Source organism: Acinetobacter sp. BZX-2, assembly GCF_055179795.1.
Genome location: NZ_CM143686.1, coordinates 36384 through 55457, shown reverse-complemented (window position 1 = coordinate 55457; position 19074 = coordinate 36384). Strand labels below are relative to the sequence as shown.

Genomic DNA, 19074 nt, shown 5'->3' with positions numbered 1-19074 from the left:
ATACTTTCTCAGGATTGAATGAAATGAAAATTTTCTGGTTTATTCCCACTCACGGTGACAGTCGTTATTTAGGTACCAGTAAAGGTGCTCGCCAAGTCGATCATGCTTATATGAAGCAGATTGCTGTAGCCGTGGATAATCTAGGTTATGAAGGTGTACTCATTCCAACGGGTCGCTCATGTGAAGACCCATGGATTACCGCGGCGAGCTTAATTGATGCAACCCAAAATCTGAAGTTTTTAGTTGCATTACGCCCGGGTGTAACAACCCCTGCGCTGGCAGCACGTATGGCAGCGACTTTTGATCGTTTATCGAATGGCCGTGTGCTCTTAAATCTTGTCACAGGTGGCGATGAGCAAGAACTGAAAGGCGATGGTATATATGAAGATCATTCAACACGTTATCAAACAGCTGCGGAATACACCACCATTTGGCGTGAGATTTTAAAGCGTTCGCATACAGGTGAATCTTTTACTTTTCATGGTGAGCGATTAAGCGTCGATGATGCCAAACTGCTTTACCCACCTGTGCAACAACCTTATCCACCTTTGTGGTTCGGTGGTTCGTCTGATGATGCGATTGAGCTAGCTGCTGACCAAGTGGATACCTATTTAACTTGGGGAGAACCGCCTGTAGCAGTCAAAGAAAAGATTGCTGTGGTAAAAGCCAAGGCCGATGCCAAAGGTCGTCAGCTCAATTATGGTATTCGTTTGCATGTGATTGTACGTGAAACCAATGAGCAAGCATGGCAAGCAGCCAATGAACTGATTCAATATGTCGATGATGACACGATTGCCGCAGCACAAAAGAAATTTAAGCAAATGGATTCAGTCGGTCAACGCCGCATGGCTGAGTTACATAATGGAGATCGCAGTAAACTGGAAGTATCACCTAACCTTTGGGCAGGTGTCGGTCTAGTCCGTGGTGGTGCGGGTACAGCGTTGGTGGGTGACCCTCAAACCGTTGCAGACCGTATCCAAGAGTATGCTGATTTAGGAATTAACACCTTTATTTTCTCGGGCTATCCACATTTGGAAGAGTCTATTCGTTTTGCAGAATTGGTCTTCCCTTTACTCCCACTCGAAACGCGAAAAAAATTAGCTCAACCCAATTTAACAGGCCCATTTGGTGAAATTGTTGCCAACAACTATACGCCTGAAGAACACAAAGCTCCGCTTAAGGAGTCGGCATGAATGCAACACTAAAAAATATAAACACCTCCAAAGGCAATCTAGTTTCACGTGGAACAAAACAATTCGGGCAGCGTTTGCTGCCGTGGATTGTTCCAATTTTACTGATTGTTGTTTGGCAAATTGCATCTAAAAGTGGTCTATTAGAAAGTCGTGTTTTACCAGCACCTTCAGCTGTTGTTGCTGCATTTTGGACATTACTACTGAGCGGTGAACTTTGGCAACATGTCAAAGTCAGTGCAGGACGAGCTTTGTTGGGCTTATGGGTAGGTGGTGGTTTAGGTTTATTACTTGGACTTTTAAATGGTTCATCTAAAGTCGCCTCGAATCTATTGGATACAACCTTACAAATGATTCGCAATATTCCAGCTTTGGCACTCATTCCTTTAGTGATTTTATGGTTTGGTATCGATGAATCAGCAAAGTTATTTCTAGTCGCTATAGGCGTATTTTTCCCAATCTATATCAATACTTATCATGGTATCCGCTCTGTAGATCCTCAACTGATTGAAATGGGTAAAAGTTATGGACTTAGCCGTTGGCAATTGTACAAAGAAATTATTTTACCGGGTGCGATGCCTTCCATTTTAATCGGTTTACGTTTTTCATTGGGCTTGGTTTGGGTATTGTTAATCGTAGCTGAAACCATTTCTGCTCAGTCTGGTATTGGTTATATGACCATGAATGCACGTGAATTTCTACAAACAGATATCGTTTTAGTGGGGATTTTGCTCTATGCCCTTTTGGGCAAATTGGCAGATGTACTTGCACAATACTTAGAAAAATATTTACTGCGCTGGCACGCAGGTTATCAAAAATAGGAGTAGACCATGACTGACTTAAGCATTAGCCAATATGCAAATGATCTGATTCCTGTAGCAGAATCTCAAAGCAATGATCAAACTCAAGTTGGCGCAGAAATTTCTATAGAACAACTTTATAAATACTATGGTGATGTCAAAGTATTAGAAGATTTAGATTTAAATATTGAAGCTGGAGAATTTGTTGCGATTGTCGGCCGTAGTGGTTGTGGTAAAAGCACCCTACTTCGCTTAATTGCAGATTTAGAACAAGCGAGTTACGGTGAAATTAAATTTAAATCCTTGCGCAATTTCCGTGAAGGCATTACTTCCGATGATATCCGAGTGATGTTCCAAGACCCTCGTTTACTGCCGTGGAAAAGTATTCTGCACAATGCGCAGCTTGGGTTAAAAAAAGATCAGCTTACTAAAGCTAAACAGTTGTTAGAAAAAGTGGGGTTAAAGGAAAAATCTAAATTATGGCCTTCCCAACTTTCAGGTGGACAACGACAACGTGCGGCTTTAGCACGAGCCTTATCACATACTCCACGAATATTATTATTGGATGAGCCACTCGGTGCATTGGATGCATTGACCCGCTTAGATATGCAAAATTTGATTGAAAAACTATGGTTAGAACAAGGCTTTACCACCATTTTAGTGACACATGATGTTAGTGAAGCGGTGCAATTGGCAGATCGTATCATTCTACTTGATCAAGGACATATTGCTCAGCAATTTGCAATTGACCTGCCACGCCCACGTCAAAAAGGAAGCACTTTTGCTGAACTTGAACAACAAGTCTTAACAGCTGTACTTGCAACCTAAGTTCAAAACTAATACGTATGATAAAAATAGTCACTTGCACAAATCCTTTAATTTCTATTTAAGAGTGAAATTAAAGGATTTTAATTTTATAAATAAGAATAGTTATTATTAACTTCAATACAGCACGATTATAATGAACCACGACGACTATTTTATTTCAGCTTAAAAGTGAAATAGATATTCAAACTGTCACAAAGTTAAAATAATGCGTTTTAAACGACAGAATTTAATCAATTATTCTGCGCCAGTTTAGTGCAAAACAATTAAAAAAACCAAGAATCGACTTATTAGTAATACTTCATCATAAATTATCACAAATATTTCAAAATAATGCTGCTTTCTGTGCACAAATCAAACATTTTACCGTACAATTTATGAATCATTTATTTAGTTCAAAGTTGCGATGGAACAAAAGAAGAGTGCTCAGAAACGGCAGCAATTACTCAATGCTGCACTAGATGTATTTTCTGTATATGGTTTCAATGGTGCAAGTTTGGATGAAATTGCACAATTAGCAGATATGCATAAATCCAATATTTTCTATTATTATGAAAATAAAGAGGCTTTGTATGTCGAAGTATTGACGACCGTCATGCAGAAATGGCTTGCGCCTTTACAATCCTTAGAAGCTGAACTAGAACCTGCTGAGGCTCTAGCGCATTACCTCATGACAAAAATTGAAATTTCTCGTGTGCAGCCTAAAGCTTCAAAACTTTTTGCATTAGAAATTATTCAAGGTGCACCGCATATTTTACCTATTTTAAAAGGACCACTTAAAAAACTATTTAAGCGTAAAGCTAAAGTGATTTTAAACTGGCAAGAACAAGGGAAAATATCAGATAAAATTGATGCAGAATTATTGATTATCAATATTTGGGGTTTAACTCAGAACTACGCTGATTTTAGTACTCAATTAGAAATGGTCACAGGAAAAACTTTGCGCAATAAAAGTATGTACCAACGTGCAATTGAACATACAGTACATATGATTTTATACGGTGTAATCCCACGTAAAGAGTAATTCAATAACTCAGGTTATTGGTTATTTTGGCAAACGACCATAGTGCCCTATGGTCGCCAAGATTTTTATTCATCAATATCTAAATAGATTGATATAATTTTAATAACTTCTGCGCACCCAATAATAAATTTTCTTCCCAATCTAAATGCGCAGTATCATTTGCACCATCTGTAATATATTTAATCGAAATCAAACGCACATCTAACTTTTTGCATACTTTGGCCAAAGCATAACCTTCCATATCGACCAAGTTACAATTTACTTTAGGCTGCCCTGTTTCAAAATTATCACCTGTGCCACAAATCCCTTGCGGAAGATCTGTAAAATACGGTTCAAGCTGAATTTCATGCGGAAAATGAACATCCATTGGTGTTACACCCACCTCAAAGCCAAGAGGTGAAACGTCCATATCTCTTTGCACAAAGGTTTTAACTTCGACTAATTCATGTGCATTAAAGAAAGAACTGCCTGCCGTACCCAAATTCAAAATCGTTTTACAGCCTGTTTTTTGAATAACATCGTAAGCCGTAAATGCAGCATTAATTTTGCCAATACCACTATAATGAACGGCAATCTGTGCTTGCTCAAATAAACCTTTTGATTCATTCGGTAAAGCCATAATCAAGGCAAGATCATTTTTCATATTCAGACCACAACAATTTTTAGTCATTAAAATTGAAAAAATGGTTAGGATCAACCACAAAGATGATCTATTTAAACACCATAAGAGACTGGAAAAAATTAAAAACTTGATCATTTTTAGATAAAAGATATACAAATCACTACGATATCGATGAAATGATTTATTCATAATGATTAAAATAAAATCATTGAGCAATAAGCTATGAATATTCAAATCATTGTCGGTAGTATTCGTGAAGGACGTGTTGCAATTAAAGTCGCGGACTGGCTACTTAAAGAAATCCAAAAATTAGAATTTAGTACTTTAAATGTTGAAATTGTTGACCTAAAAGAATGGGACTTACCTTTCTTTGCGGGAAAAAACCCTCCTGCATCGGGTATCTACGATCAACCAAAACAACAAGAATGGGCTCAAAAAGTTGCTTCAGGAGATGCCTTTATCTTTATCACACCTGAATATAATCATGGTTATAGTCCTGTGCTTAAAAATGCGATTGATTATGTGTATAAGGAATGGCAAAGCAAACCCGCCGCATTTGTCAGTTATGGTGGATCAAACGGGTCACGTTCTATAGACCAAATCAAACAAGTCTGTACTGCTATTGGTATGATTGATTCAAATGCGGTGATTGAGATTCGAGATATTGGACAACGTAATAAAACTGAGACCTTTGAAGGTAATGAGTTTGATAATAAAACCGTTAAATCAGTTGTTAATAAGCTGATTCAATACGCCAATACCTAAATTCTGAATGTACTTTGTACGTTCTAGCTTACAACAACTATTTACTTTTTCTTCTTTTATACGACTCGAAACTTCCTTATTCTAACTACATAGGGAACAGGAAGTTTCCCAGACAAAAAACAACAATAATCGGTCTGAGCATCAGGAACGTGAGATTAGACAGGAGTCAAATCTAACTAACCAATACAAAGAAACCCCGTCAGGATGACGGGGTTTCTTTTTATCTATGGGTTTAAGTTTTTCCTAATTACCCCCAACCACTAAATGCTGAACGCCAATACATTTACATCCACAAGATAACGGTGAATTATCTTACTAGCTCTATATGCATTTTGTCTTCCGTAAATAAGCATAATTCTTCACTATCAGACAATTTAACTTACAAGTCATAAGTCAAAGGTTAAGTACCAGCCTATGCTTAGAATGATATGACTACTAAGTATGAAGAGAAAGATTCTTTTCATATTTTGGATTTTGAGTGGAAAAAATTCGAGCAAATAAATCTAAAACATATTCTTTTATACTCGTAATAACTTTAGAAAAAATGATTTATTATTATCATTTTTAAAATCATATAATTCATGTGAACACTTCTGCGATTGATCTACCTTGTAAATCTGATTTTCTTTACTTATACAAACTCTCATTGAGTATGTTTTATCCAATTCAATAAAAATATCGTGTGGCTTATCTCTTTCGAAACTAACTAAAGGTATAAGCACACAATCTTCCACACTTATAGGGACTTTAATATTATAATAAATTTTTTCATAATCATTTGAACGAGAAGCCTTCTCATCCAAATTTGTCGTATATATATGCCCTATTCTGATAACCAAGCTCTGCCTTATCATCTTGAGTAAAAACACATAAATTATTGTTTTTCAGTAAGGCAAATAAGGGGGACTTTCTAGGAGAATTAGCATTTAATTCTCCTGATAATAAACAATAAAATAAAATTTTTAATATTCATCTACTCTGTCTTTTATAGAACCAACTTACTATACCCATTTGATATTGCCATACATAGGTCATCTCATGGATAAAAAAACATTTGGATTCAGCAGTTCAGCTATCATAATCAATCAAATCCAAACCATGATAAAAATATACGCCACCAACTTTTACCTGAATAGTCGTATTCTTCTTTTCCACAATTAAAAACATTTTTCACCTCTGTAAGAACTATCTTATTCTGCTTTCTATCCATACAAACCCTTTGAGAATATGATCTATCAGATTCTAAGTATAAATAATAAGGTACTTTACTCTTAAAATTTTTAACATCAACTAAGATACAATCGCTTTCCTGAATTGGCATATTTTTAAGATTTACATATGTCTTACTATATGAACTTTTAAATTTCTCATTAGAAATAACTTCACCCATATAAAATAATATTTGGTTATCAAAAATATTTTTATAATTTCCTTTAGTAAATAAACAAATGTTTCCACCTTTCACTGAAACAAATAATTTTTCTTCTGGCGAAGCGTAACAATACCCTATTACAAAAAAAAATATGCTATAGAAAATTTTAATATTCATCCTGTTGGCAACTGAAATTTACCTTTGAGCTTTTTTAATAAGTATCAAAAAAGCTCAAAGGTTTATATAAGCCCTTTGCATCTCAGTATAAAAATTTCATCACTTTCTAATTTATCTTGAGTTATAACAGTATTGTTTTTAAAACAGAAAACAATGCTTTTAAGAATCACTCCTGGTTGATTTTTCTCACCACTTATTCCACTCGAGAAAATATATGCATGGTTACTTACCAACTCTGAATTGCTCTTTTTAATGACAATTAATTCTAAAAATTCTTCATTAACATCTTTATTCTCTAAAATTTTTCTGTAAGAACCATTCTGATAATTATAATCCTCCATATCCAAAATCTCATAATCTAGAATTGTTTTTTTATCCTTAAAAATAAATTTTAAATATTTATCACTTAATTCCAATTTAATTTCAGGATCATTTACAGCACAACCAGAGATAAAAATTAATATAAAAATAAAAATATTTTTTACCATTATTTAATTACCTCTGATATTTTATCACTATATGCTTTTAAAATATCTTGATGTTGCCTATTTTTCCAATTATCTCTATTCACTACCAATGAATCCCCCTTAAACCGCCATTATTATCCCCAACCACCAAGTGCTGATCCCCAATACATTTACATCCTCAACTCAAAGGTGAATTATGTTGCTAGCTGTTATAAACTTTTCAAAAAATTAAAAAATAATTCACTTAAAGAAAACTTTGATTCAACACAACGTTTACCATCATAATTAGCTATATTATTTTTATTTTTCACCTTCAATACGCAAAAATCTTTTCCAAAATTTGTATACCCCGTATCAAGAATAACAGTGTAAATAGTTTTGGGTTTAAAAAGATTTTCATTTACTGCAATACATTGACTTTGATCAGGATACATTTTTTCAAACGTATTTGAATAGTGAAATATTTTATCAAAACTTTCTTTTTGAAAAATATTTAATTCATATTGACCTTTAAGACTATCATTTTTCAAATAAAAACAAACTTTTTTATGTTTAATGACAATATCAACCTCACCACCTTTGTACTTCTTAGAGGTCGCATAAGTATTAAGGCTCAACACAAAAAATAATATAAAGATATAAAATTTCATTATCATTTCCAAATTAATAGATTTATTTTGGCGTATGCCAAAATATTTTTCCATAATTATTAGGTAAAAGATTTTTATCTGTTGGATTATTAAAAAAAGGAATAAGAACTTTTTTTAGAGCTGTTAATTGGTTTTTATTGTTTGCATGCTGTTTTGGTAAATCATGGTTTACATTTGATAAATAAACAGCATCAAAATAATGTGAAACAATTTCACCTTGTTGTTCCATATTAAATTCTGAGAATTTTTTATTTTGGTCATTGTACAATAAATCATAATCATAGGCTTTGGATTCTAAAGTATATCCACCTTTAAGACCAATTATAATTCCTGTACCAAAGTTATTGAAACCTAACTGATGCTGCCATACATGCGTCATTTCATGAATAAACCAAATTTTATCACTAGCTTCTTTAGATAAAGAAAAATCTTTTATTTTTAAATAACTTTCTTCAGGTAAATGAATTTCACCAAAAGGTGTCATTGCATTTTTCGTAGCATCAGGTATTCCACCTAATCCACCTCGTCGAATAAATATCTTGCTATAATCAATAGAGTTCCCAAAAATTAATTGAGCAAGAGCAATTTCACCTGAGGTGAGTAATCTTTTAGTATCTATTTTAATGGCTGTTTTGCCATATTTAATACTTAACATTGCCTTAGCGTTTGCAACAGAATTGTTTTCCATCTTCATTTCCTTGGCTGATTATATTAATTTCTATTTCAAGCTCACATACATCTGTTACTAATTCTGTACAGCCATTCTCATCCGTCGTACCATGAATTGCTTCGCCATTTTTAATAATTTCATAACAAACATTTACCAAAGGCTCACCAGTTAATTGATCTTTTAATTGAAACTGATGCCCATATTCTTCCGAATTATTTTTTACAAAACTACTGGCTACAGGCTGACGTAATACTTGAGAGGATGCCCTTGCCCCACCACCATTATCCCCAACCACTAAATGCTGATCGCCTATACATTTACATCCACAAGACAACGGTGAATTATGTTGTGCAGCAGGTTTTCCCATAATAATCATATGATTATCACCAGCGAGAATAGTTGCAATACATTGATGTTTTGGACATGTTGCTTTGTCCCCAACACATGCTATGGCTTTACCATCTATGATAAATGATGAATCTGCTGAGATTATTTTTCCACCACCTGTCGTTGGTGAACCTAAAGTGATATAAGGCAGTGCCATGATTATTTCCTTTATGTCTTTTCTATGTTGTTATTGAGTCAAATCAAGCTTATAGAACATCAAACTCGATACGACGATTCTTTTTACGACCTTCTTCTGTAGCATTGTCTGCTACGGGCTTTGTCGCACCAAGCCCTTCAGTCGTTAAACGTGTCGCTGCAATACTTTTGGCAATTAGATATTGTTTGACTGCTTCAGCACGTTGTAAGCTCAATGACTGATTCTTTTGCGGATCACCTTGACTATCTGTATGTCCAACAATTTTAATATTCTTGTTTTGTACTTTATTTAAAGCGACAACCATCTCATCTAAAATTTGCGTACCCACTAGCGTCAGTACTGCTTTGCCTGATTCAAATTCAATAATCCTATTTTTCAATGTATTATCAATCACCGTTTGTTCAGCAGCATTGACTGTAATTTGTGAATTAAAGCGATAAGGCGGTTGAACCAATGATTGGAATAAAACAGTTGTGGGTTGAATTTCTGCTTGCGCGCCCATTTTCCCAGTTAAATCCACTTGAGTCCCGCGTACAGATAATTTACCTTGGCTAATCTTCTTTAGATCAGGTGTGATGACTCGTGTTACCGATTCACTCCAACCATTCGGTGCAGATACAGGACGAATTTGAATCTTATCGACCACTTGGTCTGCGCCATAGACAGCTCGAAGTTTTTCTAAAATTGCTTGCTTAGCCATATGATTGGGCACTACACCCTCAACAACAATTGGGACAGCGTAAAGATGTAATGCACAAAATAAACTAGAAATAATAACCAGTTTTTTAATTAACCCTTGTTTTCCTTTTTTCATTTTTATTCTTCTATAAATGTTTGTCTAAACAATTTCATGCCTTGAGATAAACTCAACTGACGCTCACATAAAGCCTGTTCTAATGCCGCTAAACCTGCATTTTGTTCTAAATAAGCATCAACCCATTGCGGCTGAACCAATGAAACCCAATGTTCATTTTGCATATTTTGCGTGAAAATATTACTTAATGCCGTAATATCCGCACCTTGAAATCCAAACAATAAGATAGGTGAATCATGGTGTAATATTCCGATCAAAATCTCTGTATTGTTTTTCCCTAAAAAGCGTCCTATCAAACTGACCCAAAATGCAGAAATTTCATAACAATAACTGTGATTATTAATAGGTAGAATCAACACTTTAGATAATTTACTGGTGCCATGTTTAAGTACCGGCTGTAGTAGTAATCCTAAAGCAAGAATGCTTTGCGCCAATTCATATGGGGTAATTTTCATAATCTGGGCAAAGGAATACATGGTGTGATTTTCAAAGAAATCTTGGGCCTTTATTTCAGATAAAACGTGTATTTCACTATCCATTCCCCCCAATTTGGAAATAAGGATTTCAGGATCATTGATGGTGCGAAATACTCTGTTTTTTTGAAATAAATCAATCAACACAGGCTTATATTTATAAGGTGCGTAAAGTAAGTTTTGATAAGGATTTTCAATTTCAAGTAAATGGCTCAATACCATTGGAAATTGGCGTCCTGAACTGTCCTCACTGGCAATCATATTTGCAACAAGAAACATCTGCTCTTTAGGGTTTGCAATAAAGAAATCTAAAGAGGCAAGTGATCGATAAGATTCATTAAAATTTGGATCTCGCATCGCGATTTCCAAAGCTTCTGTAATCCATTGATCGATCACTTGAATCAGGGAATATTGACCTTTGGTCTTTAAAAAATCGCCACGTGCTGGGCATTTTCCATAATACAGAGGTGTAGATTTTATCGTTTGCATACGGTTATCCCTCGCACAAAACTGTTCCATTTAATCACTGTGCAGTCCCTCTTCCAGTCGATGTAGCTGTAGGGCTTATCGGTGTTGTTGTGGGAGTCGCTGGGCCTCCAACTGAAGCCGCAGAATTCGTTGTAGATCCTGTCGTCTGCTGTTTAACTTGACCAGTATTTGACGTTACTGCTGGTGATGAAGGTGTCGTCATTGGCGGGTTTGCTGTAGCTGATGCCTGTTGCGCTGCAACGACCAGTGCTGCTTTCGGACTCGTTACACGTTCAACCAATTTCAAACCAACATAGCTACGATTCGATCCGATTGGATTGGACGTATTTCCACTAATTAAACGAAATTGTAGTTTTACAAACATGGATGGATTTTGTTGACTGACCCAGGTCATTTCGTAGCTACCATTCAACTGTTTACGTTGTGCTCTATCAATCAGTTTATTAATTCCGTATTCACCAGGCTCTTCAAAAATGGTATGCGTTTGACCTTCCAAATCAATCGCAGTGATTCTTGCTCCAGGAATTGCATTTGTATTTGGCCATAAAAAATTCACCCATTGCTGAACGCCATTTTCATAAACAAGACGTTGCCCATCGATATCAAGGGTGTATGACAATAGATTATTGTTTGGGATTGGATAAAATTGGAAGTTGGACTGATTTGTCGCTGCTGGCGCGCCTGATGCATTTCCTGATGCGACCCCATTAATCGGAGTTGTGTACTGTTCAAAATTGGTCACAAATTCTGGGTTTAAACCAATACCCATATTTTTCCAAGTTTTTGATGACAAGGTATAACCACGGCGGATTACAAATGGATCTAGTGTCTCTTTTACAAATTTAGAAATACTGCCATTGTCACCAAAGATTTGACTGATTTCATTACTTGTCGCTTGGATCGTACCTGATGAATTAAACGGTACTTTTTGCGATAAAGTTTGGTTAAAGGGTTGGTATGCCTGCAAAGCCCACAGCTTATTTATTTCATCCTGAGCAGGCGTTAACAAACTATCAAAAGATTGTGTTAATGGGCTGACCAAAAGCTTTTGAACCATCTGCTGATCAAGTTCATTTAAACCAACGATAAGTTTTTCATCTACAACTTTTTGCGTGGTATTAAATACAGAAGTTTGATCGTTAATGGTCAGTTTAGCTAATGCCAAAGCATTTGGACCAAAGTCTCCGGCACTACGTAAATCATTTAATTTACTTCTCACTTGCGCCATGTTTTGAAAATAGTCATCCAAAAGTGACTGATTTTGTAAGTCATCACGCTTACGTACCAATTGATAGAATATTTGGAACTGCTGAGAAATTTGACCTTGAGCCTGATTTGAAGCGCGCTGTATATCCTCTGATTTGCCCTGCCCTAAAACTTTACGTTTAAACCAAGCAACAAAACCTGTTTGTGGTGCAGCGAGTTCCGCCTGTACAACAGGATTATCCCAGCTGGTTTCTTTGGCAACACGATCTATATAAGTACGAATAGGTGAATTTTGTGGTTCGCCCAATACATCCATTATTTTAGTTTGCTGAACAAAATCAGCTCCTTTCGCATAATGTGTTGCATTGATGAATTTTTTCCATTCAGCAATGTATTCTTGCTTATACAATTGCGTTAATTGTTTTCGGATTTGATCTGGACTACCACTAAAAGTTAAATCATCAGATTGTGTGCTATTCAACACCCAATCTTTGGTATCGGTTGGTTTATTTGCAGCATCTTCAATCGCTTTATCCACATATTCATCCCATGCCTTTTGCGTAAATACACCCGGTAACGCATAACCACCCAACATCACACTACGATTCGTCTCTCCTACAATTTGCACAACGGTTACAGCAGGGAATCTTACCGCAGCACGCATCTTAATTTCGTTATACACACGATCACGTGCAGGCATACCACGAACCACAGACAATAACACTTGGCGGGTTTGGTCGACTAACTGCGCATCAGATTCTAAAACAGGGAAAGTTTTATCATTGGCTAGACTCATTGAATAACTCAAGATTTTCTCAGCTTTTTGAATCATTTCTCCACGTGGCATTTGCCCACGATTGGCATCCAACCACGAACGCCAAAAACGTGTGACTTGGTCACTTAAATGACTTGCATCCATGTACTGAGGGTTACTCATCATCAAGTAAGCCTTCAAAGCGTTGTAGGCGTCTTGCGGGTTTGTATCTAAAGGTTCAGATGCTATTTGTGTTGAAGATGTTTGTTTAATTTCTACATTGACATGATTTTGTTTCAATGTTTGCTCATTATTTTTAACTCGTTGTAAATATTGAGCAATATTTTGCTGACTTGGGGTTAAAACAATTTGTTTTATGCCTTTTAAATACTCAGTTTTTAGTTTTTCTTTTAACTCATTCCCTTGATATAAACCAAAAGAAAACTTCAAAGGGCGATGCTGATCAAAATCATCCAATTGCTCTAAACGTTGTTGCAAAATCAACAAAGCATCTATCTGTGTTGCTAGTTCTTGGCCTGAAACTTGTTCCATTTGCACGACTTTATTTAAATCGGCTTGCACATCTGCAATGAGCTGTTGATTATTTCGATATGACCAAACCCACAGCCCAAGAATAATGGACACACCCAACAAAGCAGCAATAAAACCTAAATAACGTCTGCGTTTGGTTGTTGGATTAATATGTTGTTTAACTAGATTTTTGTCTTTTAAAATAACTTCTGAAAATAACCCTTTCAAAAAATAACCATGATTTTGGGAAATCGAATTTTGTGGAACACCATGCTCACTATTCGGTATTTTTGCTAATTGGAAATCCTCAACGATTTGTTCCGTCATTGGGCTTTCAATTACGCCTTCTTGTAAAGCACTGGTGAAATAAAAACCACGGAATACCGGTTTAAACTGGTATGGGTTTTCTTCAAATAAAGTCCCTATAAATGTTTTTAAAACAGGTTTTAAAGTTTTAAATTCCAAAGGGAAAGTCATCACACTAGGAGAAATATTTTGTGCATGACGGCGACTCAAATGTGTTGTACTTACGCCTTTTAAACCATCGTATAAAATACTGTAATGTTTTTCGAAATGCTCAACAGCATTTTGTGATGATTCAGCATCATAAGGCAGTGTTGCACCCCAAACCTGATCAAATTCAGCAGCCTCATAGCACTCAAAAAACTCAGTAAAACCTGCGATCAAATCCATTTTAGAAAACACCAAATAAACAGGTGCAAAAATTTCTAATCGCTCAGTTAAGTCTTGAATACGTGCGCGTAAACTCTTGGCTAATTTAATTGATTTTTCAGGGCTTTGACTGACAAGCTCAGCTACGCTCACTATGACAATCAGACCATTAATCGGCGCTTTCGAACGATTTTTCTTCAAAATATCTAAAAAACCAAGCCATTCTGAATGATCTTCTGAATAAACTGAATATCGTCCAGCAGTATCCAGTAAAACCCCTTCCGTTGAAAAAAACCAATCGCAATTTCGAGTCCCACTCAGTCCAGAAGATACAATTTTCTGATGTGACTCTTCAAAAGGAAATTTCAAACCGGAGTGATAAATTGCCGAACTTTTTCCTGCAGCAGGGTTTCCAATCACCATATACCAAGGCAACTCGTACAGTGCTGCACTGCCCCTTTTATCTCCCAATTTAGACTTCCGAATCAATTGAATTGAATCTTTCATCTGCTGATTAATCAGTTGTAATTCTTCTTTGTCTTTCTGCTTCCCATATTCAGCCGTATTGTCTTGCTGAATCGCCTCAACCAAAGCTTCACCTTGACTGGTATGCTTCCTACGTTGAATAAACCAAAAAATTGCATAAATGATTAACCCTAGTACATAAGCTGCAACCATAATGATAAAAATATGGCGAGGAACAACACTATAGGATGAAATTAAGGCGACAAGAATTGAAAGCGCAATAACCGCCTTGGGATTTGTTACATATTGCCAAACATAACCTAAAATTGTATGTATCATTTTCTCTATTTCTTTCTGTATTTATATGTCATTTCTCTGCATATATTCTTATGCAAATTCGGTCCCAACAATCACTTGGGTCTGTTGATGTTCAACACTATATACATAGCCGTACAGCTCATCTTTAAAATGTAAACCCAGCATAAATCCAAAAATTTTGGATAGCGTCTGGGTCTGCCCTATGCAACTTACGCTATAAAGATAATGCTGTTCTTCAATCATGCTTTCTGCAAAATTTAGCTTTAATTTTTTCGCCAATTGAGTCTCGGTTGGGTCGTCTAGAATCAAGACAAATGGTTCATCTTGGGCGAACTGAGGTGCCTTTTCTAAATTCAAAGCTTTTAATGTTTTAACTGCTTGATCTGAATTTAATGCGATTCGAATGTATTTACTCACAGCTAAATTCTGTAATTCGACATTTGCATTGGTCATACAACATGAACTGGCATATTCAGATGGAATATATTTTTCCAATCCCCATGCTGCATCGGCAATGGTTTCTGGATCAATTTCAGAATCTGCGACAATAAAGAAAGAGACTTCCGCATCTAAATATTGGATTTGTTTTAATCGTTGAATCCAATCTTGATAAGCTGTTTTCGCTCCCAAATAATGATATTGCGTATCTAAGTGCTGAGGAATAATCCCAAGCCCTGTTAAAAATTCATTCACCATTGCAGAAGTAGAAGCTTCGTCCCAAAAATGAAGTAAATTTTCAGCTAAAAGGATATGAATATTTAAACGGTTTAATCTGGGCACAGCCTCAGCAACAATCTGTTGTTCAATTTCCTCATCCTGATGTTCACTATTTGGGTTAATCCATGCTGGATGCATACGGTATTCATGTGCCAACTTAACATCGTAAAATAAAGCTGAATTTTTCAAATGCATTGCTATTTGAGATAAAACATCAGTATTTCGCTCAAGTTGTTGCAGGATCAAAGCAATGATCCGTTTTCGACGGGGAGAAAATACTGCTAATTCAACATCATTATTTACGACATCATCTATTTCTGCGATACGAAACGAAGTCGTTGGTAAATTAAAATGATTAAAAAGTTGTTGATCAAGTTCTGGACTAATTGGGCTTTGAAGAAGATCTATATGCGCCTCATTTTCAGCCAATCCACTTAGGCTAGTTGCCGAAAATACTTGTAATTGAACCCAATCAATCTGACCTTCAACTTGCTTCTCAGCGTCGACTTGCGTTTCCAATGATTGTTCAGCTTCAGCATTCTTTTGCTTTTTCTTCTCTTGATGACGCTCGTAAAATGTTTTGATTAGCATCGGCATTAAAATCAAGAATGTAATTGAAAGTGGAATTAACCCAAAAAATATTAAAAAATCTTGCCCACTTGGATCATGCTTAATATCACGCCAATAAAAGACGATACCTGTAATCACAAGTAATAAAATACCAAAAAATGTTGTTAAGATAATTTTGATCATTTATGACACTCCAATTAGTGCATAACAGGTTTCATCATTATCAATCTGCATTTTTGGCATAACAAAAGCTCCTCGGGCCAAACCTATACGATTTGTTGAACTCAGTTGCAAAGGTTGAATGTCTTCTTTTGCAAGAATTAGACGCAAATCGATAAGCAAAGTTGGACTACACCAACTCTGTAAAATATTTTTAAGTTTATTGCTCAATCTTTGCTTTGGTAAAAACTCTAAATATTGTGAGTATTTCAGTGGACCAATTTGAATCTCAATTTTTCCATCAATTTGTCGAATCGTTTCGCCACAAAAAGTATTTACGCCCAATAGAAATGGATTTTTGCCACCGAGCATCGTTTGTTGTTGTTCTGCTAAACTAAATTTTTCAACAACATATTCTTTTATTTCAACAGACTGATTAAATACACAACTCAACATTGTTTTTAATGCATGTGCAGTATTATTTTGCCCCTGCATCAGCCCCGAAAACTCGGCAAAATAGTCATCTAAATCATGCTGTTGGTGCTGCGTCTGAATATAACCATTCAATGCATGCAAGATTTCTAGATAGTTATTTTCTTTTTCGATTTCATAACGCACTGGCAAATTGTAGCTCAAGCTTGCATCAACAAATTGCGCCGTTAATTTATGATTAAACAATCCTAAGAATTTCTGGATTTCAACACGTTGCTTACGAGAAGATCGTTTGATTTTATTGGTATAGGTATAAGGCATTACACCTTGCATACCTGTTAGCCCCACCACTAAATTAGTCAAATGAATGCATTCATCTTCCTGATTCAATGACTCGATTTCATTCTTTGGAAAGTTCAAATTTAAAGAACTTTCAAAACGAAAATCATCAGACCAATTTTTTAAAACTGATGCTTGAGGTGCATGCCTAAAAAGACGTGTTGTTTGAATAAATTCAAATGCTGTTGGGGTTTTAAACAGCGCATCAATTACAGAAGCTTCTTGCCACCAACGTTCTGCACGCATTGGTATAACTCCTGTTTGCTGTTGATATCTCTAACAAAAACATCGACAAAACTATTCATTTGTACTTTTAAGTTTAAAATATGAGAAATTAATTCACTGAAAATATATAAGCTATGGCCACGAAATATTTGAGCATCGACACACATCAAAACTTTCACACCGCGTACAAACATCGGAAAAGGTTTTGCTTCGACTAGCTTATGGATAATTTCAAAATCTATGGTTTTAATGGCATCAATAACCAGATGATTTTCCTTTGATTTTGGAAGATTATAGAGCTCCAATAACTCCTTAATATGACTTACCGCATCACCTTTCATTAGCGCCAATGTGTTTAGTGAAAGATGGGAAATAATTCGCCATTGTTCATTTTTATTTTGTTGGAATTGAAAGGGTTCTGTTGGTCTTTTCAAAACCAATAGTCGACTGGCAATACCACTATCACCCAAAGTCAATATATTATTGTTTTGTGCAAAGGATTCGTACGGCAAATCACGATTTGAACAAAGCAAACGACAACTAACAAAATCCGATTTAATACTTTGTGGCTCAAGATGTTTTGAAATAATCGAATAACCTGTTTCAACAAATTGATTTTTTAAAATCGTAGGATTCAAAGCATAAAAAAATTGAACATCTTCTCCATGATAATGACTCATCGCAAAAAATGGCAAAATAGGATAAACCACCTGATCTTGATTACTTTTTTCACGAATTAAATTCATATCAAGTATAGAATAAACTTGATAAAATTCAGGATGATGAGCATCTGTAATTAATGGGTATTCTAAGTTTTTATGATTTATTTTTTGAGGTTCCGCCTGCTTTTCAAATAAGTTGACAATAGGGCTCGTGAATAACTTAAAATTCGCAATATTCAATTCTGAATAATTTCGGATCACAGCTTGATCATTCAAATTCAATTTTAAATGGATCTGAACCTCAAAATGCTGAACTGGAGTCTTTAAATATTTTAAAAATGCTAAATTTAAGTTTAGATAACTAAACTTCTCAGGAAAACAAAAAAATTCCATCAGTAATCGATAAGCATGATGAGTATGCTGATCTATAGGCAACAGACTTTCTTGTTCACTAAAGCCCATTACTTCAAAAGGATTTTTAATTTCAATCACTTGCTGCTTAACTTTAAGGCTAAAACTGCTATCCTGATGAAAAATATGATCCAAAACTTGGAGGGGGAAATTTGAGATTGCATCTAAATAAATGGGTAATTTCTCATTTTCTAAATATTTTTGTGCTGAATTAAATAAATCAAATTTTAAACTTAAAGTTGCATTTTGATTCAAATGAATATGTGCACTGGGACTGGTCTGAAAACGTAAACCACCCAACTGAATTGGTAAAAGTTTTACATCAGCACTGGTATTAAATTCACACTGAACGCCTTTAATACTTCGAGACTTTAAAGTCGTTCCTTTAGGAATTAAATACGCATCGGTCAATTGTTTTTGTTTATCAATATCCTCCAAACTGACCACTGAACAAGCAGGGAAATGACGTAAATATTGAGGAAACATGACTTCAAATAAAGAACGCGTAAAAATATCGTAGCTATCCGCTAATTTTTTATCGATACGTGCTGCAATTAATGAGAATGCCTGAATCAAACGTTCGATATGAGGATCATCAATTTGTTCTTGATTTAATGAAAGTCTTTGTGCAATTTTTGGGTATTTATCTGCAAATGCACGTGATTGTTGTCCAAATTCTTGTAACTGCTTTTCATAATACGGTAAAAGTTCTTCTATCACGGCACACCTAC

Annotated in this window: 18 protein-coding genes; 5 read left to right on the top strand and 13 right to left on the bottom strand. The window is 35.4% G+C overall.

The features are described from left to right. The first annotated feature begins 23 nt into the window (after positions 1-23). The 4 genes from ssuD to ACY45D_RS00225 all read left to right on the top strand — a co-directional run bounded on the left by ssuD (position 24) and on the right by ACY45D_RS00225 (position 3839). On the top strand, positions 24-1193 hold the full coding sequence (gene ssuD / locus ACY45D_RS00240) for an FMNH2-dependent alkanesulfonate monooxygenase (RefSeq protein ID WP_463107941.1): 1170 nt from the start codon (positions 24-26) through the stop codon (positions 1191-1193). Beyond that, entirely contained in the window at positions 1190-2011 is an 822-nt protein-coding gene (gene ssuC / locus ACY45D_RS00235) for an aliphatic sulfonate ABC transporter permease SsuC (RefSeq protein WP_463107940.1), read from the top strand. The genes ssuD and ssuC overlap by 4 nt, the downstream gene beginning before the upstream one ends. A gap of 9 nt (positions 2012-2020) precedes the next feature. Then, positions 2021-2818 (top strand): ATP-binding cassette domain-containing protein, encoded by a 798-nt coding sequence (locus ACY45D_RS00230; protein ID WP_463107939.1) that lies wholly within the window; start codon positions 2021-2023, stop codon positions 2816-2818. Between the two features lie 403 nt (positions 2819-3221). Then, positions 3222-3839: a TetR/AcrR family transcriptional regulator gene (locus tag ACY45D_RS00225; protein WP_120384640.1), complete on the top strand. Its 618-nt coding sequence runs from the start codon at positions 3222-3224 to the stop codon at positions 3837-3839. Between the two features lie 79 nt (positions 3840-3918). On the opposite strand, the gene ACY45D_RS00220 is transcribed toward ACY45D_RS00225, so the two are convergent. Next, positions 3919-4482 (bottom strand): 5'-methylthioadenosine/S-adenosylhomocysteine nucleosidase family protein, encoded by a 564-nt coding sequence (locus ACY45D_RS00220; RefSeq protein ID WP_463107938.1) that lies wholly within the window; start codon positions 4480-4482, stop codon positions 3919-3921. A gap of 201 nt (positions 4483-4683) precedes the next feature. Between ACY45D_RS00220 and ACY45D_RS00215 the strand changes: the two genes are divergently transcribed. Next, the gene (locus ACY45D_RS00215) at positions 4684-5226 is read left to right on the top strand and encodes an NADPH-dependent FMN reductase (protein WP_463107937.1); all 543 of its coding nucleotides are present in this window, start codon (positions 4684-4686) and stop codon (positions 5224-5226) included. A gap of 518 nt (positions 5227-5744) precedes the next feature. On the opposite strand, the gene ACY45D_RS00210 is transcribed toward ACY45D_RS00215, so the two are convergent. The 12 genes from ACY45D_RS00210 to tssF form a co-directional block, all read right to left on the bottom strand. Further along, positions 5745-6080, bottom strand: coding sequence for an NF045616 family extracytoplasmic (lipo)protein (locus ACY45D_RS00210; RefSeq protein ID WP_463109384.1), 336 nt, complete (start codon positions 6078-6080; stop codon positions 5745-5747). A 227-nt stretch (positions 6081-6307) separates the two neighbouring features. Further along, a complete protein-coding gene (locus tag ACY45D_RS00205) occupies positions 6308-6775 on the bottom strand; it encodes an NF045616 family extracytoplasmic (lipo)protein (RefSeq protein WP_463107936.1) in 468 nt (155 codons plus the stop codon). A gap of 62 nt (positions 6776-6837) precedes the next feature. Next, a complete protein-coding gene (locus ACY45D_RS00200) occupies positions 6838-7263 on the bottom strand; it encodes a hypothetical protein (protein WP_463107935.1) in 426 nt (141 codons plus the stop codon). A 188-nt stretch (positions 7264-7451) separates the two neighbouring features. Next, complete coding sequence (locus tag ACY45D_RS00195; protein ID WP_463107934.1) at positions 7452-7892, bottom strand: NF045616 family extracytoplasmic (lipo)protein; 441 nt, start codon at positions 7890-7892, stop codon at positions 7452-7454. 22 nt (positions 7893-7914) lie between these two features. Continuing rightward, a complete protein-coding gene (locus ACY45D_RS00190) occupies positions 7915-8580 on the bottom strand; it encodes a zinc protease (protein WP_463107933.1) in 666 nt (221 codons plus the stop codon). Next, complete coding sequence (locus ACY45D_RS00185) at positions 8552-9106, bottom strand: PAAR domain-containing protein (protein ID WP_463107932.1); 555 nt, start codon at positions 9104-9106, stop codon at positions 8552-8554. The genes ACY45D_RS00190 and ACY45D_RS00185 overlap by 29 nt, the downstream gene beginning before the upstream one ends. A 49-nt stretch (positions 9107-9155) precedes the next feature. Then, positions 9156-9920, bottom strand: a complete 765-nt coding sequence (locus ACY45D_RS00180; protein WP_463107931.1) for an OmpA family protein — start codon at positions 9918-9920, stop codon at positions 9156-9158. 2 nt (positions 9921-9922) lie between these two features. Continuing rightward, positions 9923-10882 (bottom strand): type VI secretion system-associated protein TagF, encoded by a 960-nt coding sequence (gene tagF, locus ACY45D_RS00175; protein WP_463107930.1) that lies wholly within the window; start codon positions 10880-10882, stop codon positions 9923-9925. A gap of 34 nt (positions 10883-10916) precedes the next feature. Further along, a complete protein-coding gene (gene tssM, locus ACY45D_RS00170; protein WP_463109383.1) occupies positions 10917-14846 on the bottom strand; it encodes a type VI secretion system membrane subunit TssM in 3930 nt (1309 codons plus the stop codon). 51 nt (positions 14847-14897) lie between these two features. Next, entirely contained in the window at positions 14898-16298 is a 1401-nt protein-coding gene (locus ACY45D_RS00165) for a hypothetical protein (protein WP_463107929.1), read from the bottom strand. Continuing rightward, the gene (gene tssG, locus ACY45D_RS00160) at positions 16299-17291 is read right to left on the bottom strand and encodes a type VI secretion system baseplate subunit TssG (RefSeq protein ID WP_463107928.1); all 993 of its coding nucleotides are present in this window, start codon (positions 17289-17291) and stop codon (positions 16299-16301) included. Next, positions 17255-19063: a type VI secretion system baseplate subunit TssF gene (gene tssF, locus ACY45D_RS00155; protein ID WP_463107927.1), complete on the bottom strand. Its 1809-nt coding sequence runs from the start codon at positions 19061-19063 to the stop codon at positions 17255-17257. The genes tssG and tssF overlap by 37 nt, the downstream gene beginning before the upstream one ends. Positions 19064-19074: the final 11 nt, after the last annotated feature.